The sequence below is a fragment of the Clostridium sp. genome (assembly GCF_030532265.1).
Classification (GTDB): Bacteria; Bacillota; Clostridia; order Clostridiales; family Clostridiaceae; genus Clostridium.
This window is the reverse complement of sequence record NZ_JAUNLM010000016.1, coordinates 1-25353: the sequence shown is the minus strand read 5'-3', so window position 1 is coordinate 25353 and position 25353 is coordinate 1. Positions and strand designations below refer to the sequence as shown.

Here is a 25353-nt window from a genome sequence, read left to right as displayed (position 1 = left end):
AATAAAATTTTTAAAATTTATGCTTCACCATAAGTAGAGGAAAAGTAAAGAATTCCCGATTTTTTAACTTTAAAATTAAAAAAATCACTTTTATCATTAGGTTTAAAGTTTGTAATCTTATAAATTTTTGAATTTTCTTTTTCTAAAATTTCAGCATCTAAATTAGTTTGAAATTCATTAATTTCAAAATTATATTTAATAGCTTCAATAGGATAGCCAGTTAAAAATAATTTAGATCTAATAGATAATTCGGGAGTTGTATGAAATACTATAAGTAGTAATGCAAACACACCAATTAAACTTAATAATATTTTTTTTAATTTGATTCTTGACGGATTAAACTCTTTAGAAAACTTTCCCATAAAATACCCCTTATTTAATAAATATATTTACATTATAACAAAATTTACAAAAATTTCTATAAAAATATAGAATATTTATTTTTTTGACTTTTATAAGAACTAATTTAAAAGAATAAATTTCAAAATTTTTATGTTAAAATATAAAATGTTATTGAAATTTTGTTTGGAGGATTTTTATTTTATGGAGTACATAAACGATATTAATATAAATGAAGCTGTTATACATATTTTAGATAGTAATGGGGGAGAACCTATATTAAATGAATATTCATTGGATTTAAATGAAGATATATATAAATTTATATTTAAACATATAGAAAAGTGTTTTAAAGATGAGGAATTAAAGTATGCTAAATTTAATGAAGGAAGAAGTATTGTAAAAGAAGTAACACAAGATTTTTTAAATGGGATAGATAATGATTTAATAAGCCTTTCAAAAGAACTTGCAAGACAGATGTTTGCAATAATGAATGGAAATACTAATATACCTTCTTGTGATTTAATTATAGCATCTGTAGTAACAGATAAGGGACCTATGATTGCAATATTAAAAATGGATTATATAAAGAATTTTACACATAAAGTAGATTTTATAGATAATAAAATAGGAATTGGAATAGTACCTCAAGCAGCAGGACTTCCAGGAAGTTCTCAAAAGATTCAAAAGGCAGCTTTTATAAAGCCTATAAGGGAAGATGACAAATATAATCTTATGGTTCTTGATAAGCAAAAGAAAAGTAAAAACGAAGATGAATATGGCGCAAATTATTTTATAAATAATTTTTTAGGATGCTCTATAATAACTAATGAAAGAGATATGACAAAAACATTTTTAAAAGCTACAGAAACTTGGACAAGAGAAAAATTTCAAGAAGATGCAGATAGAGCAGAAAGAGTTAGATCAACAGTAAAAAATAAACTTAAAGAGGAAGAAATTATAAATATTGATAATCTTTCGGATGAACTATTTAACAATGAAAGTACAATGAAAAATGAATTTTCAAGTTTTGTTAAATCGCAAGGAATTGAAAATGTAGAAGTAGATAAAACTTGGGTTGAGAAAAAGTTAAAAAGGGTAAGGCTTAAAATTGATAAAGAAATAGATCTTTATATAGATGAAGAAGTTTATAATGACCAAGATAAGTTTGAAATAGTAAGAAATGGTGATGGAAGTATAAATATGGTAATAAAAAGGGTTAAAAATTATATAGAAAAATAAGAAAGTTTATTATTATATTTAAATAATTAAAATAAAATTTAGATTAGAAAATATAATTTTTATTAAATAGGGATTAAAATTATCTTACTTGCAAATAATAATGTAGTAAATAAAACAAAGGAGTGGTTTTATAATGGCTACATTAAGATGTGGAGTTAATGAATGTGCTCATAATAAAGAAAACTTTTGTTGTAATCAATCAATAAAAGTTGGTGGAGTTCATGCAAATATTGCTGCACATACAGCATGTGAGAGCTTTGATGAAAAAGGCAATGAAATGACTAGCTCAATTGAACAATCACCAAATCCTAATATGGCAATTAGTTGTAATGTATCTAATTGCATACATAATGAAAATCAAAGATGTGTATCAAATTATGTTGATATATCTTCAAGTGTATCAACTTATGGAAATACTACACAATGTTCATCATTTACTCAAAAATAAAAAAAGTCTTCTACCAATTAAATTGGTAGAAGATTTTTTTATAATATATTTTCTATAGTTATATTTTGTAATTTCATTAATCTTTCAGCATTATATTTAATCAAATGAAGACTCACGAGAGAATTACTAAGATCTTTTGATTTTACAAGAACAGTAAGTTTAACTGATTCATCAATTATAGAATCTATATCTAGATGATTAAGGTATATTGTGTAGATAAAAGCATTTGATTTTAATAAATCGAGTAATTCTACACTATAATTATAAGCAGTTTCAAAATCATTGTTATCTATTGTTTCTTCTAATTTATTACTTCTAGAAATTATATCTGAACAAAGTGTTTGAATTTTTGAGTCAGAGAAAACAATGAAAGTAGTAACTGTTAAAAATAATATTAAAGATACTATTATATTTTTCATTTAATTCCCTCCTTTTGTGTATTTATCAAACAATTGATATTTAAAGTTTCCTTCTGTATCATAAAGCGCAATTAAAATTTTCTTAATATCGTGTAGTCCATATTTTTTTAATTCTTTTTTTATCCATTCATCATCCTTATTGACCTTAGTTAAAGGATTTTTATTAATCTTACCATCTGAGATTAATATTTTAGGAAGTTTAGGACTTGTTTGATTAGATTTACTATTTTCCTTATTACCTTTAGATTGATTTTGAGTTTGAGAAGTTTGGGAATTAGAAGTACCACTAACGGTATTAGGTAATATTGATATGTGACCATTTGTTTCTAATATTGCATATTGTATTTCTTCCAAATCAAAATAACCAAGTAAACGAATTTCCTCCATAAGTTCATCTATATTAATTTGTTGACTTTTAAGAGCAGAATACATTATTTTACTTTTATAAATAAGTATAGCAGGTTCACCCTCTATTAATCTTCTTGCAAATTGACATTTTAATTGTATTTGGGATAATAATCCCTTTAAAAGCAATAAAGTTATTATCGGCACTATACCTAATATAAGAGGAAGCCTAGCATCTTGCATAGGTATAGAAGCTAAATCTGAAATCATTATAGTTATTACAAACTCATAAGGCTGAAGTTCGCCAATTTGACGCTTTCCCATAAGTCTCATTGTTATTACAACTATTATATATAAAATAGTTGTTCTAAAAAAAATATTAAACATAAATAACACCTCATAAATAATATTTGTAAATTTAAGTGTTTTATTCAAAATATAAATATAATAAGTTTTATCAGGGAATAAAAAGTAATATAATTATATTAAAACTAGGTATAGCTACAGGAGGAGTATATATGACAAAATTATATATAACATTAGAAGATAAAAGTTCTGTATCAGTAGATGAGGGATTGAGGTTTAAAGATTTTATAGATAAATATTATAAAGATGAAGAAAAAGATATAGCATTATGTAAATTTAATGGTGAGTATTATGAACTAATGAAGGAAATACCTTCTAGTGGAACATTAGAAAAAGTTTATTTTAATACTGTAGAAGGAATGAATGTGTACACAAGAACATTACAATTTATTTTTATAAAAGCAGCATTAGATTTATTTAAAGATTCAAAAATAACAATAGAGCATTCAATAAGCAAAGGCATTTTTGGAGAAATTCATAAAGAAAAAGCTTTATGTTACGATGACATTATAAAAATAAAAGAAAATATGAAGAATATTATAGAAAAGGATATACCTATAAATAAAATAAAAGTATCAAGAAAAAAAGCGATAGATATATTTAAAAATTATAAGATGGATGATAAAGTTAAACTTTTAGAAAGTGTAGATTTTGAAAATGTAAATTTATATGAATTAGAAGGAAGATATGACTATTTTTATGGAGAAATGGCATATTCAACTGGAGTAATAAAAGCTTGGGATTTAATGTTTTATGAGCCAGGCTTTATATTGAGAAGACCTACTGAGGATAATTTAAATAGTTTACCACCATATAAGGAACAAAAAAGACTATCTAATATATTTTATGAAACAGAAAAATGGTTATCAATATTAGATGTTGGAGAAGTTGGAAGCTTAAACGAAAAGATACTGTATAATGGTCTTAAAGATTTAATATTAGTTTCTGAAGCACTTCATGAAAAAAAGATAGCAGAAATAGCAGATAGAATATCAGATAAAAGCGGAGTTAAAATGGTATTAATTGCAGGACCATCATCTTCTGGTAAGACTACTTTCGCAAATAGACTTAGTATACAGCTAAGAGTAAATGGATTTATGCCAGTTCCTCTTAGTATAGATGATTATTTTGTAAATAGAGAAGATAGTCCAAGAGATGAAAATGGAGATTATGATTTTGAATCAATATATTCAGTAGATCTTAAAACTTTAAATGAGCACTTAGAAAGGTTGTTAAATGGTGAGGAAGTAGAAATACCAACATATAACTTTAAAAAAGGAAAGAGAGAGTGGTGTGGACATAAAGTTAAGTTACCTCAAAATGGAATACTTGTTTTGGAAGGTATACATGCTTTGAATCCTGTATTAACTCAATCAATAGGAAATGAATATAAGCATAAAGTATATATTTCTGCTTTAACTCAATTAAATTTAGATAATCATAATAGAATACCAACAACTGATGTAAGAAAAATAAGAAGAATAGTTAGAGACTTTTTATCAAGAGGATATGGTGGAGAAGAAACATTAATGATGTGGCCTTCAATAAAAAATGGAGAAAAGAAAAATATTTTTATATATCAAGAAGAAGCCGATGATATGTTTAATTCAACACTTGTTTATGAGCTTTCAGTTTTAAAACCATATGCTTTAAATGAACTAAAAAAAATAACAAAAGAAAGTAGTGTATATAATGAGGCTAAAAGGCTTATATCATTATTAAATTTCTTTAAAGAAGTAGCAATAGATAAAGTTCCAGAAAATTCAATACTACGTGAATTTATTGGAGGTAGTTGTTTTTATAAATATTAAAATGAAAGGGGCTTTAAGCCTCTTTTTATTTTAGAATTTTTATATAGTAATATAATTAAAAAAGGTAGTAGTACTATAAATACTAAAAAATAATAAATTGAAGATAAGAGAGAAACTTGTTAATTTAGTACAAATGTAGTTAAATTATTATAGAAAAAATAAATGAGGTGTAAGGAATGGAAACTAAAGAAGTTAAAGATTACATAAAAACAATATCAAAGTCATCAGCATATTTTATATTTAGAAATGGACCAGTAAAAAAACTTTATGAGGAAGGAAAGTTAACTGATGAGGAAATAAAAGAAATGCAAGAGTATCTTCAAAATCATTTAGCTTATCTTTATAATGTATTATTAGAAGAAAATAATATACAGAAATTTGATTTAATAACATCAACAATGAGTAAATTTTATGTAAATGATGATTCAGTAGTGGAATTAAAAGATGATGGATTTGATAATTTCTTTGAAAGTTTATTTAATCCTGGAAATAATAAAAATAGTGGATTAAAATTAAAAAAATAGTTAAATAAAAAGGAGATTATATATTTTTATATAATCTCCTTTAAATCTGTTATGCTTTTTCTACTTTTACTTTTTTATATTTTAATACTTCATAAAAATCGTCAAAAGATGCTTTTTTCATAGAAAAATTAAAAACTGTTTTTTCAAACTCTAATTTAATTAAGTAACTTTCTTTTGATTTTTCCTTATATTTAACTAAGTTTATTGATTTATAAGGAACATTGTAATACATATAATAAAGTGAACCATGTGTAAGTAATAATTTAGAATTTATAAATATATTTAATATTAAAAGTAATATTATTATAAATGATAATACCTTCTCAATCATTGAACTTTGATCAACACACATCATATAAATACAAGCTATTACAGCAAGTATAATTATATATATAATTGATGATAAATTATAATTTTTAAGGACTACAAAAGGTCCTTCTTTTTTTAGTGCATTTCTTTTAAAATAATTCTTTAAAATAGCAAATGAATAGATAATTATAAAAGCTAATTCTATAATTACAAATAAATCCATAAGAATTCACCCCTTAATTTTAAATTGCATTAACAGTAAGTTAAATATAACATCATTGTATGAACAATAAATTAACAGCTTTTAAAATAAAATTTAATGACTGTATTTAATAGTATTGATAAAAGTTATAATAATGGATTAAACTATAACTAAATAATAGTATTTCATTAAATAATAAAAAATATTTTAGTTTATAAAATTTATTCATAGGATAAGGTGATAAATATGAACAATGTAGGTGTTTTTGATATTTTAGGTCCAATAATGATTGGTCCTTCAAGTTCTCATACAGCAGGTGCTGCAAGACTTGGAAAAGTTGCAAGAGCGGTAGCAGGAGACGAAGTTATAAAGGTAATATTTTATCTTCATGGATCATTTGCCAAAACATATAAAGGACATGGAACTGATAGAGCATTAGTTGCAGGAATACTTGGAATGGAGCCAAGTGATAAAAGACTTAGAGATTCTTTAAATATTGCAAGAGAAAAGGGATTAGATTTTTCTTTTGAAGAAGTTGATTTAGGAGATGTGCATCCAAATACAGTTAAATTTGATATGATAACTAAATCAGGAGAAAGAAGAGAAGTTATTGGTTCATCAATTGGTGGTGGTGGAATAAAAATAAGTGAAGTAAATGGAAATAAAGTTGAATTTACTGGAGATTATCCAACACTTATAATAGCTCAAAAAGATGTCCCAGGAGTTGTATCTAAAGTAACTACACTTCTTTATGATAAAGGAATAAATATTGCATTTATGAGTGTGTTTAGAAAGCAAAAGGGACAAGGAGCAAATATGGTTTTTGAATTAGATCATGGAATTGATGATGAAACAATAAATAAAATAAAGAATATAGAACATATAAGCAGAGTAATAATGATAAATCCTGTTAAGGAAGGTGAAGAATAATGCAAGCAAGAAGTGGAGAAGAACTTTTACAAATATGTGAGGAACGAAATATTTCTTTAGCAGAATATGCTATTGAGATGGAGATGGAAAAGTCAGGCGATTCAAGAGAAACTGTTATAGAAAGAATGAGAAAAACTATAAAAGTTATGATTGATTCTGCTACAGAAGGAATGGAAAAGGAAGTTTATTCAGTAAGTGGACTTATTGGAGGAGATGGATATAAAATACATGAATATTTAAAATCAAATAAAACATTAACTGGTACAACAACAGTACTTGCAATGGCAATGGCATTATCATCATCAGAGGTTAATGCATCAATGGGAAGAATAGTTGCTTGTCCTACAGCTGGTTCATGTGGAATACTTCCAGCAGTTATATTGGCAGCTGGTGGTAAGTTAAATAAAACAGAAGATGAACTTATTATGGGGCTTTTTGCATCAGCAGCTATAGGAACTATTATAGCAATGAATGCAACAGTATCAGGAGCAGAAGGAGGTTGTCAAGCAGAATGTGGTTCAGCAGCTGCAATGGCATCAGCAGCTACTGTATATATGATGGGAGGAAGCACAAAGCAAAGTTTAGATGCTGCTGCAATAGTTCTTAAAAATATATTAGGACTTGTGTGTGATCCAGTTGCAGGTCTTGTTGAAATTCCTTGTGCTAAAAGAAATGCAGCAGGAGCTGTTAGTGCACTTTGTACAGCAGATTTAGTTATGGCTGGAGTAGAATCAAAAATTCCATTTGATGATACAGTTTCAGCTATGTATAAAGTAGGAAGACAATTACCACCATCATTAAGAGAAACTGCAATGGGGGGAGTTGCAATAACAAAGACAGGAATTGAGCTTAGAAAAAAAGTTTTTGGAGAAGAATAAATATATAGTAATAAGAATGGTTATTTAGAATACTATAATAACTGAAAGTACTATTTAAGGGATTTAAATTGGATTATACGAAATGAATGATTTTAATGAATTTATAAATGAATTTTCATCATTATTTGAAAATAATTTTAATAATAAAAATAATTCAAACTGTAATAATAGTGGAACTTCTAACAATAGTGCAAGTTCAGATCCAAATGAACAGTGTAGTGATGTTCCAGGAGGATTTCAAGATTTACATCCACAAATGTTTGTGCTTATTGGAGATATAATTGGTCAAGTAATGTCAGGAAATATGCCATTTAATATTCAAAACTCTATAGGAAACTGGTTTGAGTTAATAGGACAAGTTATTTTAACATATAGTGCACAACAACAATATTTTCAAAATGGACCAGGAAGATATTATAATAGAAAATATAAAAATGTAGGAAATCCTTTTTGTGAACAAAACCCAACTCCAGATAATGCAAATGATGGAACTACAAGTTCAATAAACACAACAGAATCTACTACAACTAATAAAAATATAAAATATGAAGAAGAAATAAAAAAACTAAAGTCTGATATAAATAATCTTGTTTGTGAAGTAGAATTATTAAAAAGAGAATTACAAGATGTAAGAAAAAGATAAATTTAAAGCTAGGGGAGCCATAAGTTTTGCTGAGATTGAAATTAAAAATTTCTAAACCCTTATTACCTGATATGGTTAGTACCAACGTAGGGAGTGCTTATTTATGAATATAAATATATTTAATAAATTGAGTATAACCTTAAGGTTATACTCAATTTTTATTTTGGAGGGATTTTATAATGAATAAAGAAAAAAACTTAACTTACAAATTAGTATTAAGTGGATTGCTTATTGGAATATCTGTACTTTTTGGAACATTTTCAATACCTATGTTTGGAGCAAAAATATCTCCAATTCAACATTTTGTAAATGTTATTTCAGGAATAACTTTAGGTCCTTGGTTTGCAATTTTAAATGCATTTTCTTCATCATTTATTAGGAATATATTAGGAACTGGAAGTTTGTTAGCTTTTCCAGGAAGTATGATTGGTGCATTATTTGCAGGTTTATTTTATAAATGGTTTAAAAATATGTTTTCTGCAGTTATAGGAGAATTTATAGGGACAGGAATCATAGGTGCTATGCTTGCATATCCAATAGCATCTTTATTGCTTGGAAAAGAAGCATCATTATTCTTATATGTAATACCATTTTCCTTAAGCTGTATAGTTGGAGCAATTTTTGCATATGCCTTCTTGAAAATATCATTAATAAATAAAATATTAGTTATCAAAAAAGATAATATTTAAATTATTAATATTAGTTTTTAAATGTTTTGATTAATATTAAATAAGATATAGATGTAAATAGAATTTATAAAGATTAATAAATTTTAATGCTACTTTATATAATTATACAAATGACTACTAAACAAAGGAGTGTTACAGTGAAAAAAATTATAATAAATATAGCTTTATTAATAATTTTATTTGGCATACCATATTTACCATACAAGAAAGCAGCAGATTATACATGTTTTGATGGAAATGGAGTTAATTTAATAGTTCAATACAATATAAATAAAGAGGAACCATTAGTTATAAAAGGTTCTTCTTATATAAAAGCATATGCAAGTGTAAATAATTTAAATGATATAAATTATTCAGAAGTTAATGCCATTGGAAATACTCCATATAAAGAATTATCTACATTTAATTTAGGTAAACCTAAGTATGTAGATTTTTTAGTTAAGGGCAGTTTTGTTGATGATATAAATAATATTGATACTTTAACATTAAATGTTTATGATTGGTATCCAATTGGAAAACATATAAGAATTATGGACACAGTATTGTGGCACAGTTATAACTTAAGTTTAATATTTAATTATTTGGTAGTTATAATTATAATTATTATAATTTATAATATAAGAAAGGTCTTTTTTAAAAGTTTATAATTATTTATAAAAAGGTTGAAAGAAGAGGGATAAGATGAAAAACATAGGGGAAGAAAGAATTTTAATAATTGAAGATGATCAAGATATAAATGGATTAATATATAGAATTTTAACTAAAGAAGGATATAATGTTACTCAAGCTTTTTCAGGCAGTGAAGGAAGATTATGCATAGAACTTTATGATTATGATGCTGTGCTTATAGATTTAATGTTACCTGGAATAAGCGGAGAAGATATAATAAAAAAAATAAGAGAAGAAAAATTTATGCCTATTATAGTTATATCAGCTAAGACGTCACAAATAGATAAGGTAAATGCATTAAAAATAGGTGCAGATGATTTTATATCAAAACCATTTAATATAGAAGAATTACTTGCAAGACTTGAAGCTCAACTTAGAAGGTACAAAAAATTTCCACAAGAAAAGTTTGAAGAAGAAGTTGTTTTAAGATATAAGGAAATTGAATTAGATAAGGAAAAATTAGAAGTTAAAGTTAAGGGTGAGTTAATACCTTTAACAGCAAAGGAATTATCAATATTAAAATTATTATTAGAAAATCCTAATAAAGTGTTTACAAAGGCAAATCTTTTTGAATCAGTATGGAATGAAGAATTTTTAGGTGATGATAATACTATAAATGTACATATAAGTAATATACGTTCTAAAATAAATAAGATAGATAAAGAAAATGATTATATAAAAACAATATGGGGAATTGGATTTAAGTTACAATAATACATGCTAATAATATTTAATTAAGACTTTCTTAATGTTTAATTTAATATATCTTTTAAAATTTACATTAGACTCTATATATAAACATTAATAAGAAGGTGAAAAAATTTTGAGAGAAAATATAGTTATTACAAGAAATGTAACAAAGAAATATATAAATAAATTTGCAGTAAATAATATTAATATGACTATAAAAGAAGGAGATATTTATGGTTTAGTAGGTAGAAATGGTGCCGGAAAAACAACCATAATTAAGATGATTACATCATTAACAGATGAAACATCAGGTGAAATAGAGTTATTTGGAAAAGTAAATAAAAAAGAAAGAATAAAAGAACACTCGAGAATTGGGGCAATAATAGAAACTCCAATGTTTTTTCCAAAATTAAGTGCTAAAGATAATTTAGAATATTATAGAATTCAAAAGGGAATTGTAGAGAAGGATTCAGTTGATAAGACATTAAAAATTGTTGGCCTTGATAAAACAGGAAATAAAAAGTTTAGAGATTTTTCTCTTGGTATGAAGCAGAGATTAGGTTTAGCTCTTGCAATACTTGGTAATCCAGATTTTTTAATATTAGATGAACCAATAAATGGATTAGATCCAATGGGAATTAAAGAAATTAGAGATATTTTAATAGAACTTAATAGAGTAAAAAGAACTACTATTTTAATTTCAAGCCATATATTAAGTGAACTTTCTCAACTTGCAACATGTTATGGATTTATAGATAATGGAGTACTTATAGAAGAATTATCAGCGGAAGAATTAGAGGAAAAATGTAGACATCATATATCTATAAAAGTGGACGACTCTGAAAAGGCATCAGTTGTATTAGAAAAATTAGGCTGTAAATCTTATGATGTATTAAATGGAAATAATTTAAGAATTTATGATTTTATAAATGAACCTTATATAGTTAATTCTATGTTAGTAAAAGAAGGTATAAAGGTATATCAACTCCAAAGGATTGGAAGTAATTTAGAAGATTATTTTTTACAATTAGTTGGAGGTGATAAAAATGCTTAATCTAGTTAAAGCAGAGCTTTATAAGTATAGTAAAAGATCATTTATATATAAGTTACTTATTGCACTTATAGGATTGATTGCTTTAATGATGTTAGGAATTGATTTTTTTGATGGTCAAGGTATAACAAGAGAAATTATTATAGGAAGCTTTGGAATGACCTTTAATTTTATTCTTATGATTGTTATGGTATTTGCAGTTGTTTTTTTAGATGATTATAGAGAAGGTACATATAAAAATATTATAGTGTCAAATTTAACTAGAACTGAAATATATTTAGGAAAATTTATAGCTCAAATAATATTAGCTTTCATATGTATGATTATTTGTATAATAGCATTAATTATAGCATTAATGTTTTTGCCATCTGATGGAATGTCTATAAGTTTGCTAAGCAACATTATAAATAGATTTTTGTGTTCAATACCTTTATATATAGCTGGAATTTCCATTGCAAATTTATTAGCTATAACTATAAAAAGAGGAATAATTTATTTAATATATTATTTAGTTATTGGAAATATAGGTGGTATAGTTTGGATTATGGAGACTTTTGTATGGAAAAAGTTTAATATTCTTAATAATATTTTGCTAACTACATTATTATCTAATGTAGGCTCAATAAATACAAGTAATATAACTTTATTATTTTCTGTTTTAGGTGGAATTATATATACAGTGATATTTACTTCAATAGGAATATTTATATTTAATAGACAGGAAATAAAATAAATTATGAAAATAGATGTTGGTGATTAATTTGCAAGGAATAATAATAGTATTCTTATTATTTATAATTATTATTTTAATAATATTTTTAATTTTACTAATAAGAAATATAAAAGCGCTAAGGTTTGATGTTGAAAAATTAAATAATAGAAAAACAAATGAATTACTTAAGATTAAATATCCTAGTATAGAAATTGAAAAATTAATAATAGAAATAAATAAAAGTATAATTTTAAGAAAAGAGACAGAAGAAAAATATAGATGTATGGATTTAGAACTTAGGCAGGCTATAGCAAATATATCACATGATTTAAGAACGCCATTAACATCAATTATTGGATATGTTCAGTTACTTAAAGATGAAAGTATTGATAAGGATGTAAAAGAAGAATATTTAAATATAATAGAAAAAAGGTCTATAGTTCTTAAAAACTTAATATCAAGTTTTTATGATTTATCAAGACTTCAAGCTAATGAGTATGACTTAGATATAGAAAAAGTTAATTTAAACAATATATTGTGTGAAATAATAGCAGCCTTTTATGAAGAAATATCAAGTAAGGGAATAGAACCTAGTATAGATATAGATGAAAACTCATACAAAGTATATGGCGATAAAAAAGCTATAAATAGAATATTTACAAATTTAATTAATAATATATTAAAATATGCAAAAGACTGTGTAAGCATATCATTAAAAAAAGAAAATGATTATATAATAACTAAATTTTCTAATAGAACAGATGAAATAGAAGAAATAGATGTAGATAGAATTTTTGAGAGATTTTTTACTGTTGATAGAATGAGAACAGGACAAAATACTGGACTTGGGCTTGCTATAACTAAAATTTTAGTTGAAAAACAAGGACATGAGATATGGGCTGAAAAAGATGAAGATTTAAGTATAATTTCTATAATTATAAAATGGAAGATTGTATAAATACAAAAAGTGGCGAAATATTTCGCCACTTTAAATTTATTTAAGTTTATTTTTTTTATCAAAATTTAATTTTAATTCTTCTTCAACAATACCAAGTGATATAAATATAGAGAATAATGTTCCAAATAAACCAATCATTGATACTAAATCATCTGTAAGATTTAATGTTGATTTAATTATACCAATAAAAATAATTGAAACAATACCAAGAATAATCCAGAGTTTACCTAATTGAGTATTTGCAAATCTCCAAGCTTCTTTAGATTTCATAGAGCGCTTTGTTCTAAAGCCATAATTTTCATTTATATCACTTGGGGGATTGATAGCAAATAATACCCCGAAGATTATCATTGCAACTGGTAATAAAAAATCAACGAAATGACTTAATGGACTCATAAAATCTCCTCCTTTTAGTACGAGAAATGTTTTTTATTTATATATATATTATATCATGTAAATGTTATCATATGGTTAATTTAATTAACTAAATTTGTAAAAATAATATTATATTTAAGTGGAATTTGTTAAAGTAAGATGGTATAACTAATTATATGAAATATATGAGGAGGATAGACTAAAATGAATAATTTAGAGAAGGTTTATCATGCTTTATATAAGTTCTATGGATATAAAACATTTAGAGAAGGGCAACTTGAAATAATAAATACTATATTAAATAAGAGAGATGTTTTTTGTCTTATGCCAACAGGTGGTGGTAAATCTATATGTTATCAGATTCCAGCAATATTATTTGAAGGAATTACTATTGTAATATCCCCTTTAATTTCACTTATGAAAGATCAAGTGGATAATTTAAAAGAAATAGGCATAAATGGAGTTTATATAAATAGCACATTAAATAATGATGAAATAAAAGAGATACTTAAAGATTGTTCATTAGGTCTTTATAAGATTATATATATATCGCCAGAAAGACTAGAGTCAAATTATTTTAAAAATATGATGAATGATTTAAATATATCTCAAGTTGCTATAGATGAAGCACATTGTGTTTCAGAATGGGGACATGATTTTAGACGGAGTTATAGATATATAAATAAATTTTGTGATAATTTAAAAAGTAAACCAGTTGTTTCTGCATTTACAGCTACAGCAACAGATGAAGTTAGAAAAGATTCAATAAGACTTTTAGGATTAAAAAAACCTTACATATACTTAGGAGATATAAATAGAAGTAATTTAAATATACATATACTTAAGGAAGCTTATAAAGAAGAAGAACTTAAAAGTATAATAAAGAGTCATGAAGATGAATCAGGAATAGTATATTGTAATTCAAGAAAAGAAGTGGAAATTATATATGAAAATCTTAAAGATTTAGGATATAGTGTTTTAAAATATCATGCAGGAATGTCTGATGAATTAAAGCATGAGTCACAAGAAGATTTTCTGTATGAAAGAAAGTTAGTAATGATTGCAACTAATGCTTTTGGAATGGGAATTGATAAATCCAATGTAAGATATATAGTTCATGTAACATTGCCTAAAAATTTAGAAAGCTATTATCAAGAGATTGGAAGAGGGGGAAGAGATGGAGAAGAATGTGATTGCTATCTTTTTTATTCAAGAGAAGATATAAGGCGAGTTGAGTTTCTAATAAATAAAAGTAGTGTAATTGATAGACGTGAAGTAGCTCTTAGAAAACTACAATCTATAGTTAATTATGCTGAATATGAGGGATGTTATAGAGAATTTATACTAAAGTATTTTGATAATAAATATATTAACGATTTTTGTAATAATTGCACAAATTGCATAAATAGCGATGAAATTCAGGATTTTACAAGAGAAAGTCAAATTATTTTATCAACTATATTTAGAACAAGAGAAAAATTTGGAATATCTGTTTTAGTTGATATATTAAGGGGAATAAAGGGACCAAAAATAATACAAAATAAATTAGATAGTATTACAACTTTTGGACTTATGAAAGAATATAGTAATAAATTTATAAGAGAAATAATAAAAGGTTTAATACAATTTGGATATGTAAATTTAAAGCCAGGAACATATTCTATGCTTATATTAAATAATAAATCAATTAAAGTATTAAAGTCAGAAGAAAAAGTTTTTATGAAAATTGAAAAAGATAGTGAAAAGATATTAAATAAGGAACTATATAATGCTTTAAAATCATGGAGAAGAATTAAAGCAGTAAAAGAGAATATTAGACCTTATATAATATTTTCAGATTCTACCCTTATAGAGCTTGCAAATAAAAAGCCAGAAGATAAAGATGAACTTATGAAAGTTAGAGGTATGGGTGAAAAAAAACTTTTAAAATATGGAGAAGAAATAATAAATTTAATAAAAAGTATGACATAGAGATTATATTTATGGTTATATTATTTTGAAAATACAATAAATATAAAGTAAAAAAATTTTAATAACTTTTAAAAAAGTAAACTGATAGAAATTAAAAATAGATATAGGATTTATAATAATTTATACTAATTATCCTATATCTATATAATATTCTATTAGTTTATTTTTATTTAAATATAATTTAAATAAATTTATACTTTAAAGTTTTAAAATTATAAATTTTTCTTTTTAGCGATACCTGTAAGCATAAGAGCAATTGCCCCATCTCCTGTAACATTACAAGCTGTTCCAAAACTATCTTGAAGTGCAAATATAGTCAAAATAAGAGCAGTTCCAGCCTCATCAAAAGCTAATATACTTATAATTAATCCTAATGATGCCATAACAGTTCCTCCTGGAACACCAGGTGCACCTATTGCAAAAATTCCAAGTAAAAATATAAATAATATCATTGTTGGAAGACTAGGAAGTTTTCCATATAATATTTGTGATACTGTCATTAAAAAGAAAACTTCAGTAAGAACAGAACCACATAAATGTATATTAGAACAAAGTGGTATTGCGAAATCAACTATATCTTCTCTAAGTGATTTGGATTTTCTAGCACACTCTAAGGCCACTGGTAATGTAGCTGCACTGGACATAGTACCAACAGCTGTAAGATATGCAGGTCCATAATATTTAACAACTTCCCAAGGATTTTCTTTTGAAATAATTCCTCCTATTATGTATAAAACAGAAAGCCAAATAAAGTGTCCAAATAAAACTATTAAAATTACAACAAAGAAAATTGGTAATTGAGTTTTTATTCCACCTTCATATGTTAAAGCAGCAAAATTTGTTGCTATAAAAAATGGAAGTATTGGTATAATTACTTTATTTACAATGCTTAATATAATATTTTGAAATTGATCTAATAGTTTTTCAAATAAATCTGATTTTGTCCAACCAGTAGCTAATCCTAAAAGTAATGCTAAAGCTAAGGCGCTCATAACACTCATAATAGGTGGTATATCTAGCTTAAATAATAAATCTGGAAGTTTTTTTAGACCAGATGCATTTGAAGCTATTGAAAGCTTAGGAATTAAATTATATCCAGCAATCATAGATAAAAGTGCTGCAAACACTGATGAAAGGTAAGCAATAAGAACTGTATACATTACAAGTTTACCTGCATTTTCTCTAAGTTTTGCAATAGATGGAGTAATAAATCCTAAAATTATTAATGGAACTGAGAAAAATATAATTTGTCCTAGTATATATTTTATGGTAACTATTACACCAATTACTGAAGTAGAGGCGATATTACCAATTATAATACCTATGACAACTCCTAAAAGAAGCTTAAAAATTAAATTGTTAAATAATTTTTTCAAAAAAATTCCCCCTTTTTATAAAATTTTTATAAGCATAAAAAAACTTCTGCCTCCAAAATACAGAGGCAGAAGTAATAGCTTCCACGGTCCCACTCTGTTTATATGTAAAAACATATAACTCAAAATTATATAACGCTATAACGTGCGTTCACGCTTTAATCTACTTTAAATAAATTTCAATTAAAGAACTCATAGAGGCACTTTGTATTGGTAAATTACTTTAAAGTCTCTCTCAGCTAAAAAGACAATTCTCTGTATAAGTTAAATAGACCATATTTTTCTAATCAAAGTTTTTGATTTTATTTAATTTTATTAAAATATATTTAAATTATATATGAGAATTTTTAGAATGTAAATAGATGGGTATTGTTAAAAGTTATAAATTCTAATTATTTTTGGTATAGATTATATTACTTAATGAATATATTTTAACAAAGGGAGGGGACGCTATATGGATTTTAAAGAGTTTATTAAAAGTGATAGAGAAAGCCGAGAAAAAGAAAAATTTAATGGTACATTTCTTGATTATTTAGAAATAGTTAAGAAGAATCCAGAAATTGCAAAGTTATCTCATAAAAGGCTTTATGACATTATTTTAAAAGATGGAGTAGAAGTTTTAAAGGGAGAAGATAATTATAAAGTAAAAAGAATTTATGGAAATGAAGTAATAAGAAAATATGGATTTTTTAAAGATGACTTTTTTGGAATTGATAAAGTTTTAATGAAACTTGTTAATTACTTTCATTCAGCTGCAATGAGAGGTGAAGAATCAAGACAAGTTCTATATTTAGTAGGTCCTGTTGGAGCTGGTAAATCATCTTTAGTTGAATCATTAAAAAAAGCTCTTGAACATTGTGAGCCTATTTATAGTATAAAGGGATGTCCAATGCATGAGGAACCTCTGCATTTAATTCCTAATCATTTAAGACCAGAGTTTGAAGAATTACTTGGTGTGAAAATAGAAGGAGATTTATGTCCAGTATGTAAATATAGACTTACACATGAGTATGGAGGTAAATATGAAGATATGCTTATAGAGAGAAAAAATTTCTCTATAAGGTCAAGAAAAGGAATCGGTGTAGTTCCACCAGTTGATCCTAATAACCAAGATACTTCAATTTTAACAGGTTCAATTGATATTTCTAAAATGGACATGTATCCAGAAGATGATCCAAGAATTTTCTCATTAAATGGTGCTTTTAATGTTGGTAATAGAGGAATGGTTGAATTTATAGAAGTATTTAAAAATGATGTTGAATATCTTCACACAATAATTACTGCCACTCAGGAAAAATCAGTTCCTTCACCTGGTAAAGGTTCAATGATTTACTTTGATGGGGTAATTGTAGCTCATTCAAATGAAGCTGAATGGAACAAGTTTAAAGCAGACCATACAAATGAAGCTATATTAGATAGAATAGTGAAAATAGAAGTTCCGTATTGTTTAGAACTTGATGAGGAAGTTAAAATTTATAAAAAGATTTTAGGAAAGAGTAGTTTTAATGCTCATATAGCACCTCATACAATTGAAATAGCTGCTATGTTTGCGATTCTTTCAAGACTTACAGGTTCAAATAAAGTAGATCCTATAACTAAACTTAAAATATATAATGGTGAAGAAATAGTTGAAAAAGGATCAACTAAGAGAATTGATATAGGAGAACTTAGAGAAGAAGCAGGTTCTTATGAAGGAATGAAGGGAATTTCAACAAGATTTATAATTAAAGCAATAGATAATGCTCTTTCAAACTCAGAGCATAATTGTATAAATCCACTTAGTATAATGGAAAGCATAATTAAATCAGTTAAAGAAATGGATATTGGATCTGATGACAAGAAAAAATATTTAGGATTTATTCAAGACACAATTAGAAAAGAATACAATAAAATTTTAGAAAAAGAAATTACAAAGGCGTTTATACATTCGTTTAGAGAACAAGCAGAAAGCCTTTTTAATAATTATATAGATAATGCAGAAGCATTTGTAAATAAGAGTAAAATAAAAGATTTATCAACTGGAGAAGAATTAAATCCAGATGAAGAATTTATGAGAAGTATAGAAGAACAAATAGGAGTATCTGAATCATCAGCTAAAGGATTTAGAGCTGATGTAACATCATATATGTTCTATTTAGTTAGAAATGGTGGAAAGATGGAATATACATCTTATGAGCCAATTAAAGAAGCTATAGAAAAGAAGCTTATGGCATCAGTCAAGGATCTTTCAAGAATAATAACAAAATCAAGAGTAAGAGATAAAGAGCAAACTGAAAAATATAATGCTATGGTAGAAGAAATGCAAAAAAATGGTTACTGTCTACATTGCTGTGATGTAATCTTAAAATATGCTGCTAATAATTTATGGAAAGATTAGATAAAAATTATGGCTATATTTAGAGATAATACTATAAATCCAATAGACCATGATAGATCTATTGAAGATAGAAGAAGGCATAGGCAATTAGTAGAAAAATCCATTAAAGAGAATTTAGGTGATATTTTATCTGAAGAAAGCATTATTGGAGAAAGTAAAAATAAAAAATTTAAAATTCCTATAAGAGGAATTAAAGAATATCAGTTTGTTTATGGTAAAAATTCAAAAGGTGTTGCAACTGGTACTGGTGAAGAAAAACGTGGAGATAAAATAGGTCAAGGAAGACCAGGTAAAGGTCAAGGCAATAAAGGTGCTGGTAATTCAGAAGGTGATGACATATATGAAACAGAAGTTACTTTAGATGAATTATTGGATTATATAGCAGAAGATTTAAATCTTCCTAATTTAGATAAGAAAAAATATTCAGAAATAATAAGTGAAAGTGCAGGTAGAAGAAGTGGTTACCAAAGATATGGTATAAGACCTAGACTTGCAAAAAAGAAAACTGTAATGTCTAAAATAGCTAGAAAGCAGGGGAAAAAAAGAGCTATTAAAGAATTAAGGAATAATAATGAACCAGTTGATATTGGAAGATTTCCATTTAGAGAAGATGATTTAAGATATTACAGAGTTAAACAAAAGCCAAAGAGAGAAAGTAATGCTGTTATGGTGTTTATAATGGATGTATCTGGTTCAATGGATAGTACAAAAAAATATTTAGCAAGGTCATTTTTCTTTGTATTATCTAGATTTTTAAGGAGAAAATATAATAATTTAGCATTTGAGTTTATATCACATACGACAGTTGCTAAAAGAGTTAATGAATATGAGTTTTTCCATAAAGCAGAATCAGGTGGAACTTATATATCAAGTGGACTTAATTTAGCTTTAGATCTTATAAAAGAGAAATATCCTAAAGAGATGTGGAACATTTATCCTGTTTACGCAAGTGATGGAGATAACTGGACTGAAGATAATGAAAATGCTATGGAAGCTGTAAAAGAGCTTTGTATTATTAGTAATATGTTTGGATATGCAGAACTTTTACCATCAACCTATTCAACAACTATGTATTATAGATTTAATAAAGAAATAAAAGAAGATAATTTTGTTACAGTTATAGTAAAAGAGAAAAAGGATTTATGGGAAGCACTTAGACAAATGCTAAGTAAGGAGATGGGGGAGGAGTAGATTTTCTTGGAATATAATTTAAAAGATTTAGAAATGTGGAATGAGAAAATAGAAAAAGAAGCTAAAGCTTTAGGATTAGACTACTATCCTCAAGAGTTTGAAGTAATAGGTTTTAATGAAATGATAGGATATGAAGCATATATTGGTATGCCTTCTAAATATCCACACTGGAGTTATGGAAAAGCTTACGAGAAAAATAAAACTTTATATTCATTAAATCTTACTGGTTTACCTTATGAAATGGTGATAAATTCAAATCCTTGTCTTGCTTATCTTATGAAAGATAATACTTTATTACTTCAAATATTAACTATGGCACATGTTTATGGACATAATGACTTTTTTAAAAATAATAGATTATTTAAAGAAGGAACAAATGCTGATAGAGCATTAGAAATGTTTAAATTAGATGCTGATATAATTAGAGGATATATAAATAATCCTAATATAGGATATGATAAAGTAGAAAAAATATTAGATGCAGCTCATGCTGTAAAATATAGCATAAAAAGATCTATAGGTGTAAAAGAATTAAGTGATAGTGAAATAAGAGATAGAAGAATAAAGGATTATAAAGATAAAATAGTAAATAGAGATTTTCTTGATAGTGATATTAAAATTGAAGAACCAGAAGTTGATAAGATTCCATTAGAGCCAAGAGATGATGTAGTTGGCTTTATAATAGAATATGGAAAACTTGAGGAGTGGGAAAAAAATATTTTAAGAATAGTGAAAAGAGAAACAGAATACTTCTTACCACAAATAGAAACTAAAACTATGAATGAAGGCTTTGCATGTTTTTGTCATTATAATATATTAAAAAATTTAGGATTATCAGAAGATTTATATCTTGAGTTTTTAAAAAGGCATAATGATGTAGTATCTCCAATACCTGGTGGATTAAATCCTTATTATATAGGTTTTAAAATATTTATGGATTTAGAAAAAAGATATGGAAGAGAAAAGGTATTTGAAGTTAGAGCTCTTGAAAGAGATGCTTCTTTTATAAGAAGATATCTTACAAAGGAATTATGTGAGGAACTTAATCTTTTTCAATATGGAAGAAGAAGTTTTGATTTTGTTGTTGAAGAAGTTTCAGATGATATAGGATGGGAAAGTATAAGAGATAATTTAGCATTTTCTTCTGGAATAGGAAGTATACCTCATATTAGGGTTATAGACTTAAATAAGAGAGATTATACTTTAACTTTAGAACATGTTTTTGACGGCAGAGAACTAGAATTATCTTATGCTAAAGAAACATTAAGGTATTTAGGAAAGCTTTGGGGGTATAGAGTAAGACTTAATACTAAAGATAGAAATGGAGAAGAGTTTATTCTTATATGTGAGAATGGCAAGGTAGCCATATCAGAAGGGAACAAATTTAAAAGATAAGAATAAAATAAATAGAAAATAATATTATTAGGAGTTTACCGTGAAGTTAAAGGGAAGTAAAACAGAAAAAAATCTTTATAAAACTTTTTCTGGAGAATCAAGAGCTAGAGGTAAATATAATTTATATGCAGAAAAAGCTAGAGAAGAAGGATTTAGATGGGTTGCAGAAATATTTGATGAAACTGCAGGAAATGAATATGCTCATTCAAGAGAGGTTTTTGAAAAATATTTAAGCAAAATTGGTTCAACAGAAGATAATTTAATAGATGCGGCTTATTTTGAAAATGAAGAGGATAAAAATATTTATAAAGAATTTGAAAAAATAGCAGAAGAAGAAGGTTTTGAAGAAATTGCTGAGTTTTATAGAGAGCTTAGAGAAGTTGAAGAAAAACATAAAGAAAGGTTTTTAGCTCTTTGTGAAAGAATAAGGACAGGTAAAATGTTTAAGTCTGATGAAATCACTTATTGGCAGTGTATGAATTGTGGCTATATACATGAAGGAACTGAAGCGCCTGCTGTTTGTCCATTATGTAAATATGAGAGAGCATATTTTAAGCCTTATTGTAAGGTAAATAAATAGGAGGAAGCTTTATGTATTGTAGATATCCTGATGGAAATGAATTCTTTTTTAAAGTAGATGTATTAAATGATGAATTAGAAGATTTTAATGATATTGAATTTGATTATAGAAATAAAGATGAAAATGGATGCTTAAAATATAAAGATAAAATAAGCTGTGAAACAGAAATGAAAAATAATAAAAAATTACAAGATGATTTTTTAAAATGGATAAACACTGATGTAGAATTTTCAGATGAAATTACTTTAAATAAGTAATATATGGGCTGTTTTTAGCAGCCCTATTTTTATTTTATATAAAATTAATTTGTATAATAATTTGTATTTAAATTAATGGAATAAAAATTTTAAAAAAAAATAATATAAAAATATAGAACTATTTTGAAGGAGTACTTTATGCCAAAAAAAGCAATGGATGTACAATATGAAGAACTTAGAAGATTATCTGATTTATTAAAGTCCTATGTTGATTCATATAGGTTATTAGTTGCTGGTGCGGCAGAACTTAATAATATATATGGAAGAAAAGATAAGGAAGTTAAAAGTGCAATTAATAGGGTTGATGCAGTTGGAGAGAAGATTGATGAAATAATGGATGTTATAAATAAGCATCAACACAATTATTTAAAATATAGTAAGATAAAAAATGATGTTGTATTTGATAGTTATACAAATGGAAAAGCAAAAAACGGAATAAAGAGCATAATACAGACAGAAATAGATACAGAGCTAAATTTATTTAATGATACAGCAAATACAATAAGAGATGAAGATGAATAAAAAATATCCCAGATACTTAAAAATATCTGAGATATTAAAATACTATAATTTCTTAAGTTTTAATGTGCTTACCATTAAATAAGATCCTAAAATCATAAGTATTACTGGAATAAATACGTTTATATTTTCTATTTTGATATAAAATGATATAATTGCGAATAATGACATAAAACAACCTACTATTGTAATAGGAACTCCAGTAAATACACCAGTAAATGTAGATGCGTTGTATCTAGCTAATCTAAATGCACCACAGATTGGGAATGCTAAAAGAATAGCATAACCTATTATTCCAAATGGTCCTAGATATTTAAAATTAAATAAAGTATAGATTAAAATAGAAGGAGCAACTCCAAATGATACAAGGTCTGCTAATGAGTCTAATTCTTTTCCAAGTTCACTTGACACATTTAAGTATCTAGCAACTCTTCCGTCATACCTATCTACTAATCCTGCAAGCAACACTAATATTGATGCTTGAACGTATTTGCCTTCAAATGTTGAAAGTAGAGAAAGAACTCCACATGATAAATTTATAAAAGTAAATACGTTAGGAATACAACTTTTTTTCATATAACCACTCCTAAAAATCATAAATAACTTACAGTTAGTAATTATAGCATACAAATTACTTAAATATAAGAAAAAATTAAATTTTAATAAAATCTTTAGATAGACTTTAGAAATAATTATTAATTGTATTTAAGTTAAATATAAGTAGACAATATTTTCTTAAAAATGTATAATATTAGTTAACTTTGACTAAAGGGGGAATAATAATGAAAAGGGTACGTTTCATTTATAATCCTTACTCTGGAGAGAACGCAATAATAAATGAATTAGATAATATAATAAAAATATATCAAGAATATGGTTACACAATAATTCCTTATAGAATAGAACGAGGAAGAGATATAAGTGAAGCTTTAGATTGTATTGATAATAATTATGCACATATACTAATAGCTGGAGGAGATGGAACTGTAGATTCAGTTTTAAATGCTATGATGAAAAAAGGTGTTAATATACCTATAGCTATACTTCCTGTTGGTACTGCAAATGACTTTGGTAAATTTATTGATATGCCTCAAGTTGTAAAAGATGCTTGTGTTAGAATTCTTACTTCAATACCTCAAAAAGTTGATATAGGTAAAATAAATAATAAATATTTTATAAATGTTGCAAGTACGGGACTTTTTACAGATGTATCACAGAAGACTGATGTACATCTTAAAAATGCTATTGGAAAGCTTGCTTACTATATAAAAGGAATTGAGGAGTTACCTAATTTTAGAAAATTAAATGTAACTTTAAAATCAAAAGAAGTTAATTATAATGGGGAAATGTATTTGTTATTAGTCTTTAATGGTAGAACAGCTGGAAATCTTAATTTAGCTACTAAAGCTGATATACAAGATGGAAAGTTAGATTTAATTTTATTTAAAGCAGTTCCTGTTATAGAATTATTACCTCTTTTTTTAAAAGTATTAAGAGGAGATCATTTAGAATCGGATAAAGTAATTCACTTTAAAACTGATGAAGTTATAGTAGAATGTGATGAAGATATAGTAACTGATATAGATGGAGAAAAGGGTCCTGACTTCCCTCTTGATATAAAATGTATAAAGGGTGGAATACAAGTTTTAGGATTAAAGGAATAAAATAAAATAATATTTAATAAGTATAAGTAACATAGTTTGTATTTAGGAGTGTTTAATATGATAAGTATTATATATTATGTACAGATTTTACTTATACTTTTTTTATTTTTAATAGCAATAAATAAATTTTATAAAAATTCACCTATAAAAATAAAAATATTTTTTATACCTTGTATGATTGGAATATTTATTAGAAATTTATCTATATTATTTATGAGTATAGTAAAAGACTCATCTTTAGCATATAATTTGAAGGGAATAGTATATTTAGATTATTTAATAGTTCCGTTAGTTATAATTTGCATTTATTATGTTTATTTTAGAATAGATAATTTTTCGTTTAATAAAATATATTTATTAAGTTTAATATGTATATGTTTATATGTAATATTTATTAAATTTAGTCAAGGAAAAATAATACTAAAT

The 25353-nt window shown here is 25.7% G+C and carries 29 protein-coding genes and 1 riboswitch; of the genes, 22 read left to right on the top strand and 7 right to left on the bottom strand.

Translation table 11 applies throughout. The features are described from left to right. Nucleotides 1–17 precede the first annotated feature (17 nt). Entirely contained in the window at nt 18–362 is a 345-nt protein-coding gene (locus tag Q4E08_RS05540; protein ID WP_303129227.1) for a hypothetical protein, read from the bottom strand. Nucleotides 363–543: 181 nt separating this feature from the next. On the opposite strand from Q4E08_RS05540, the gene Q4E08_RS05535 reads away from it, so the two are divergent. Together Q4E08_RS05535 and Q4E08_RS05530 are read left to right on the top strand one after the other, a co-directional pair. Then, the gene (locus Q4E08_RS05535; RefSeq protein WP_303129225.1) at nt 544–1581 is read left to right on the top strand and encodes a nucleoid-associated protein; all 1038 of its coding nucleotides are present in this window, start codon (nt 544–546) and stop codon (nt 1579–1581) included. Nucleotides 1582–1714: 133 nt separating this feature from the next. Next, nucleotides 1715–2029 carry a DUF1540 domain-containing protein gene (locus Q4E08_RS05530; RefSeq protein ID WP_303129224.1) on the top strand — a complete coding sequence of 105 codons (315 nt, stop codon included), beginning with the start codon at nt 1715–1717 and terminating at the stop codon, nt 2027–2029. A gap of 38 nt (nt 2030–2067) precedes the next feature. Here the strand turns inward: Q4E08_RS05530 and Q4E08_RS05525 are convergent, their stop codons facing one another. After that, the gene (locus Q4E08_RS05525) at nt 2068–2448 is read right to left on the bottom strand and encodes a DUF4363 family protein (RefSeq protein ID WP_303129222.1); all 381 of its coding nucleotides are present in this window, start codon (nt 2446–2448) and stop codon (nt 2068–2070) included. Continuing rightward, nucleotides 2449–3180, bottom strand: coding sequence for a DUF421 domain-containing protein (locus Q4E08_RS05520; protein WP_303129220.1), 732 nt, complete (start codon nt 3178–3180; stop codon nt 2449–2451). Between the two features lie 131 nt (nt 3181–3311). Between Q4E08_RS05520 and Q4E08_RS05515 the strand changes: the two genes are divergently transcribed. After that, a complete protein-coding gene (locus Q4E08_RS05515) occupies nt 3312–4970 on the top strand; it encodes a nucleoside kinase (RefSeq protein ID WP_303129218.1) in 1659 nt (552 codons plus the stop codon). A gap of 176 nt (nt 4971–5146) precedes the next feature. After that, entirely contained in the window at nt 5147–5494 is a 348-nt protein-coding gene (locus tag Q4E08_RS05510) for a hypothetical protein (protein ID WP_303129216.1), read from the top strand. Between the two features lie 49 nt (nt 5495–5543). Here the strand turns inward: Q4E08_RS05510 and Q4E08_RS05505 are convergent, their stop codons facing one another. Then, nucleotides 5544–6026 (bottom strand): hypothetical protein, encoded by a 483-nt coding sequence (locus Q4E08_RS05505; RefSeq protein ID WP_303129214.1) that lies wholly within the window; start codon nt 6024–6026, stop codon nt 5544–5546. Between the two features lie 225 nt (nt 6027–6251). On the opposite strand from Q4E08_RS05505, the gene sdaAB reads away from it, so the two are divergent. From sdaAB to Q4E08_RS05460, 9 genes are all read left to right on the top strand, one after another. After that, nucleotides 6252–6935, top strand: coding sequence for an L-serine ammonia-lyase, iron-sulfur-dependent subunit beta (gene sdaAB, locus Q4E08_RS05500; RefSeq protein ID WP_303129213.1), 684 nt, complete (start codon nt 6252–6254; stop codon nt 6933–6935). Next, a complete protein-coding gene (sdaAA, locus tag Q4E08_RS05495) occupies nt 6935–7813 on the top strand; it encodes an L-serine ammonia-lyase, iron-sulfur-dependent, subunit alpha (RefSeq protein ID WP_303129211.1) in 879 nt (292 codons plus the stop codon). The genes sdaAB and sdaAA overlap by 1 nt, the downstream gene beginning before the upstream one ends. Before the next feature lie 82 nt (nt 7814–7895). Next, nucleotides 7896–8456 carry a hypothetical protein gene (locus Q4E08_RS05490; protein ID WP_303129209.1) on the top strand — a complete coding sequence of 187 codons (561 nt, stop codon included), beginning with the start codon at nt 7896–7898 and terminating at the stop codon, nt 8454–8456. Then, nucleotides 8457–8567: riboswitch (TPP riboswitch) on the top strand. It begins immediately after the preceding gene. Between the two features lie 68 nt (nt 8568–8635). After that, complete coding sequence (gene thiW, locus Q4E08_RS05485; protein WP_303129208.1) at nt 8636–9145, top strand: energy coupling factor transporter S component ThiW; 510 nt, start codon at nt 8636–8638, stop codon at nt 9143–9145. Nucleotides 9146–9282: 137 nt separating this feature from the next. After that, entirely contained in the window at nt 9283–9792 is a 510-nt protein-coding gene (locus tag Q4E08_RS05480) for a hypothetical protein (protein ID WP_303129206.1), read from the top strand. Nucleotides 9793–9826: 34 nt separating this feature from the next. After that, the gene (locus Q4E08_RS05475; RefSeq protein WP_303129205.1) at nt 9827–10528 is read left to right on the top strand and encodes a response regulator transcription factor; all 702 of its coding nucleotides are present in this window, start codon (nt 9827–9829) and stop codon (nt 10526–10528) included. 109 nt (nt 10529–10637) lie between these two features. Beyond that, nucleotides 10638–11558 carry an ATP-binding cassette domain-containing protein gene (locus Q4E08_RS05470; RefSeq protein WP_303129204.1) on the top strand — a complete coding sequence of 307 codons (921 nt, stop codon included), beginning with the start codon at nt 10638–10640 and terminating at the stop codon, nt 11556–11558. Further along, nucleotides 11551–12288 (top strand): ABC transporter permease, encoded by a 738-nt coding sequence (locus Q4E08_RS05465; protein ID WP_303129203.1) that lies wholly within the window; start codon nt 11551–11553, stop codon nt 12286–12288. The genes Q4E08_RS05470 and Q4E08_RS05465 overlap by 8 nt, the downstream gene beginning before the upstream one ends. A gap of 13 nt (nt 12289–12301) precedes the next feature. Next, nucleotides 12302–13225, top strand: coding sequence for a sensor histidine kinase KdpD (locus tag Q4E08_RS05460; protein WP_303129200.1), 924 nt, complete (start codon nt 12302–12304; stop codon nt 13223–13225). Between the two features lie 36 nt (nt 13226–13261). Here the strand turns inward: Q4E08_RS05460 and Q4E08_RS05455 are convergent, their stop codons facing one another. Further along, entirely contained in the window at nt 13262–13621 is a 360-nt protein-coding gene (locus Q4E08_RS05455; protein WP_303129198.1) for an SdpI family protein, read from the bottom strand. Between the two features lie 183 nt (nt 13622–13804). Here Q4E08_RS05455 and recQ point away from each other — a divergent pair, with 183 nt between their 5' ends. Beyond that, the gene (recQ, locus tag Q4E08_RS05450) at nt 13805–15571 is read left to right on the top strand and encodes a DNA helicase RecQ (protein WP_303129197.1); all 1767 of its coding nucleotides are present in this window, start codon (nt 13805–13807) and stop codon (nt 15569–15571) included. Nucleotides 15572–15783: 212 nt separating this feature from the next. Here the strand turns inward: recQ and Q4E08_RS05445 are convergent, their stop codons facing one another. Next, the gene (locus Q4E08_RS05445; RefSeq protein ID WP_303129196.1) at nt 15784–16947 is read right to left on the bottom strand and encodes a dicarboxylate/amino acid:cation symporter; all 1164 of its coding nucleotides are present in this window, start codon (nt 16945–16947) and stop codon (nt 15784–15786) included. A gap of 451 nt (nt 16948–17398) precedes the next feature. On the opposite strand from Q4E08_RS05445, the gene Q4E08_RS05440 reads away from it, so the two are divergent. The 6 genes from Q4E08_RS05440 to Q4E08_RS05415 all read left to right on the top strand — a co-directional run bounded on the left by Q4E08_RS05440 (nt 17399) and on the right by Q4E08_RS05415 (nt 23266). Further along, nucleotides 17399–19321: a PrkA family serine protein kinase gene (locus Q4E08_RS05440; protein ID WP_303129195.1), complete on the top strand. Its 1923-nt coding sequence runs from the start codon at nt 17399–17401 to the stop codon at nt 19319–19321. A gap of 9 nt (nt 19322–19330) precedes the next feature. After that, on the top strand, nt 19331–20512 hold the full coding sequence (yhbH, locus tag Q4E08_RS05435) for a sporulation protein YhbH (protein WP_303129193.1): 1182 nt from the start codon (nt 19331–19333) through the stop codon (nt 20510–20512). Nucleotides 20513–20518: 6 nt separating this feature from the next. Next, the gene (locus tag Q4E08_RS05430; RefSeq protein WP_303129192.1) at nt 20519–21907 is read left to right on the top strand and encodes a SpoVR family protein; all 1389 of its coding nucleotides are present in this window, start codon (nt 20519–20521) and stop codon (nt 21905–21907) included. A 40-nt stretch (nt 21908–21947) separates the two neighbouring features. Then, nucleotides 21948–22487: a rubrerythrin family protein gene (locus Q4E08_RS05425; protein ID WP_303129191.1), complete on the top strand. Its 540-nt coding sequence runs from the start codon at nt 21948–21950 to the stop codon at nt 22485–22487. A gap of 11 nt (nt 22488–22498) precedes the next feature. Next, nucleotides 22499–22744 (top strand): hypothetical protein, encoded by a 246-nt coding sequence (locus Q4E08_RS05420; RefSeq protein ID WP_303129189.1) that lies wholly within the window; start codon nt 22499–22501, stop codon nt 22742–22744. Between the two features lie 138 nt (nt 22745–22882). Then, on the top strand, nt 22883–23266 hold the full coding sequence (locus Q4E08_RS05415) for a hypothetical protein (RefSeq protein WP_303129188.1): 384 nt from the start codon (nt 22883–22885) through the stop codon (nt 23264–23266). Between the two features lie 42 nt (nt 23267–23308). On the opposite strand, the gene pssA is transcribed toward Q4E08_RS05415, so the two are convergent. Next, a complete protein-coding gene (gene pssA / locus Q4E08_RS05410; protein WP_303129187.1) occupies nt 23309–23839 on the bottom strand; it encodes a CDP-diacylglycerol--serine O-phosphatidyltransferase in 531 nt (176 codons plus the stop codon). 206 nt (nt 23840–24045) lie between these two features. Here pssA and Q4E08_RS05405 point away from each other — a divergent pair, with 206 nt between their 5' ends. Both Q4E08_RS05405 and Q4E08_RS05400 read left to right on the top strand, forming a co-directional pair. Then, the gene (locus tag Q4E08_RS05405) at nt 24046–24927 is read left to right on the top strand and encodes a YegS/Rv2252/BmrU family lipid kinase (RefSeq protein ID WP_303129186.1); all 882 of its coding nucleotides are present in this window, start codon (nt 24046–24048) and stop codon (nt 24925–24927) included. A gap of 57 nt (nt 24928–24984) precedes the next feature. After that, nucleotides 24985–25353: hypothetical protein (locus Q4E08_RS05400; protein WP_303129185.1), on the top strand; the 369-nt coding region annotated here is incomplete at its 3' end.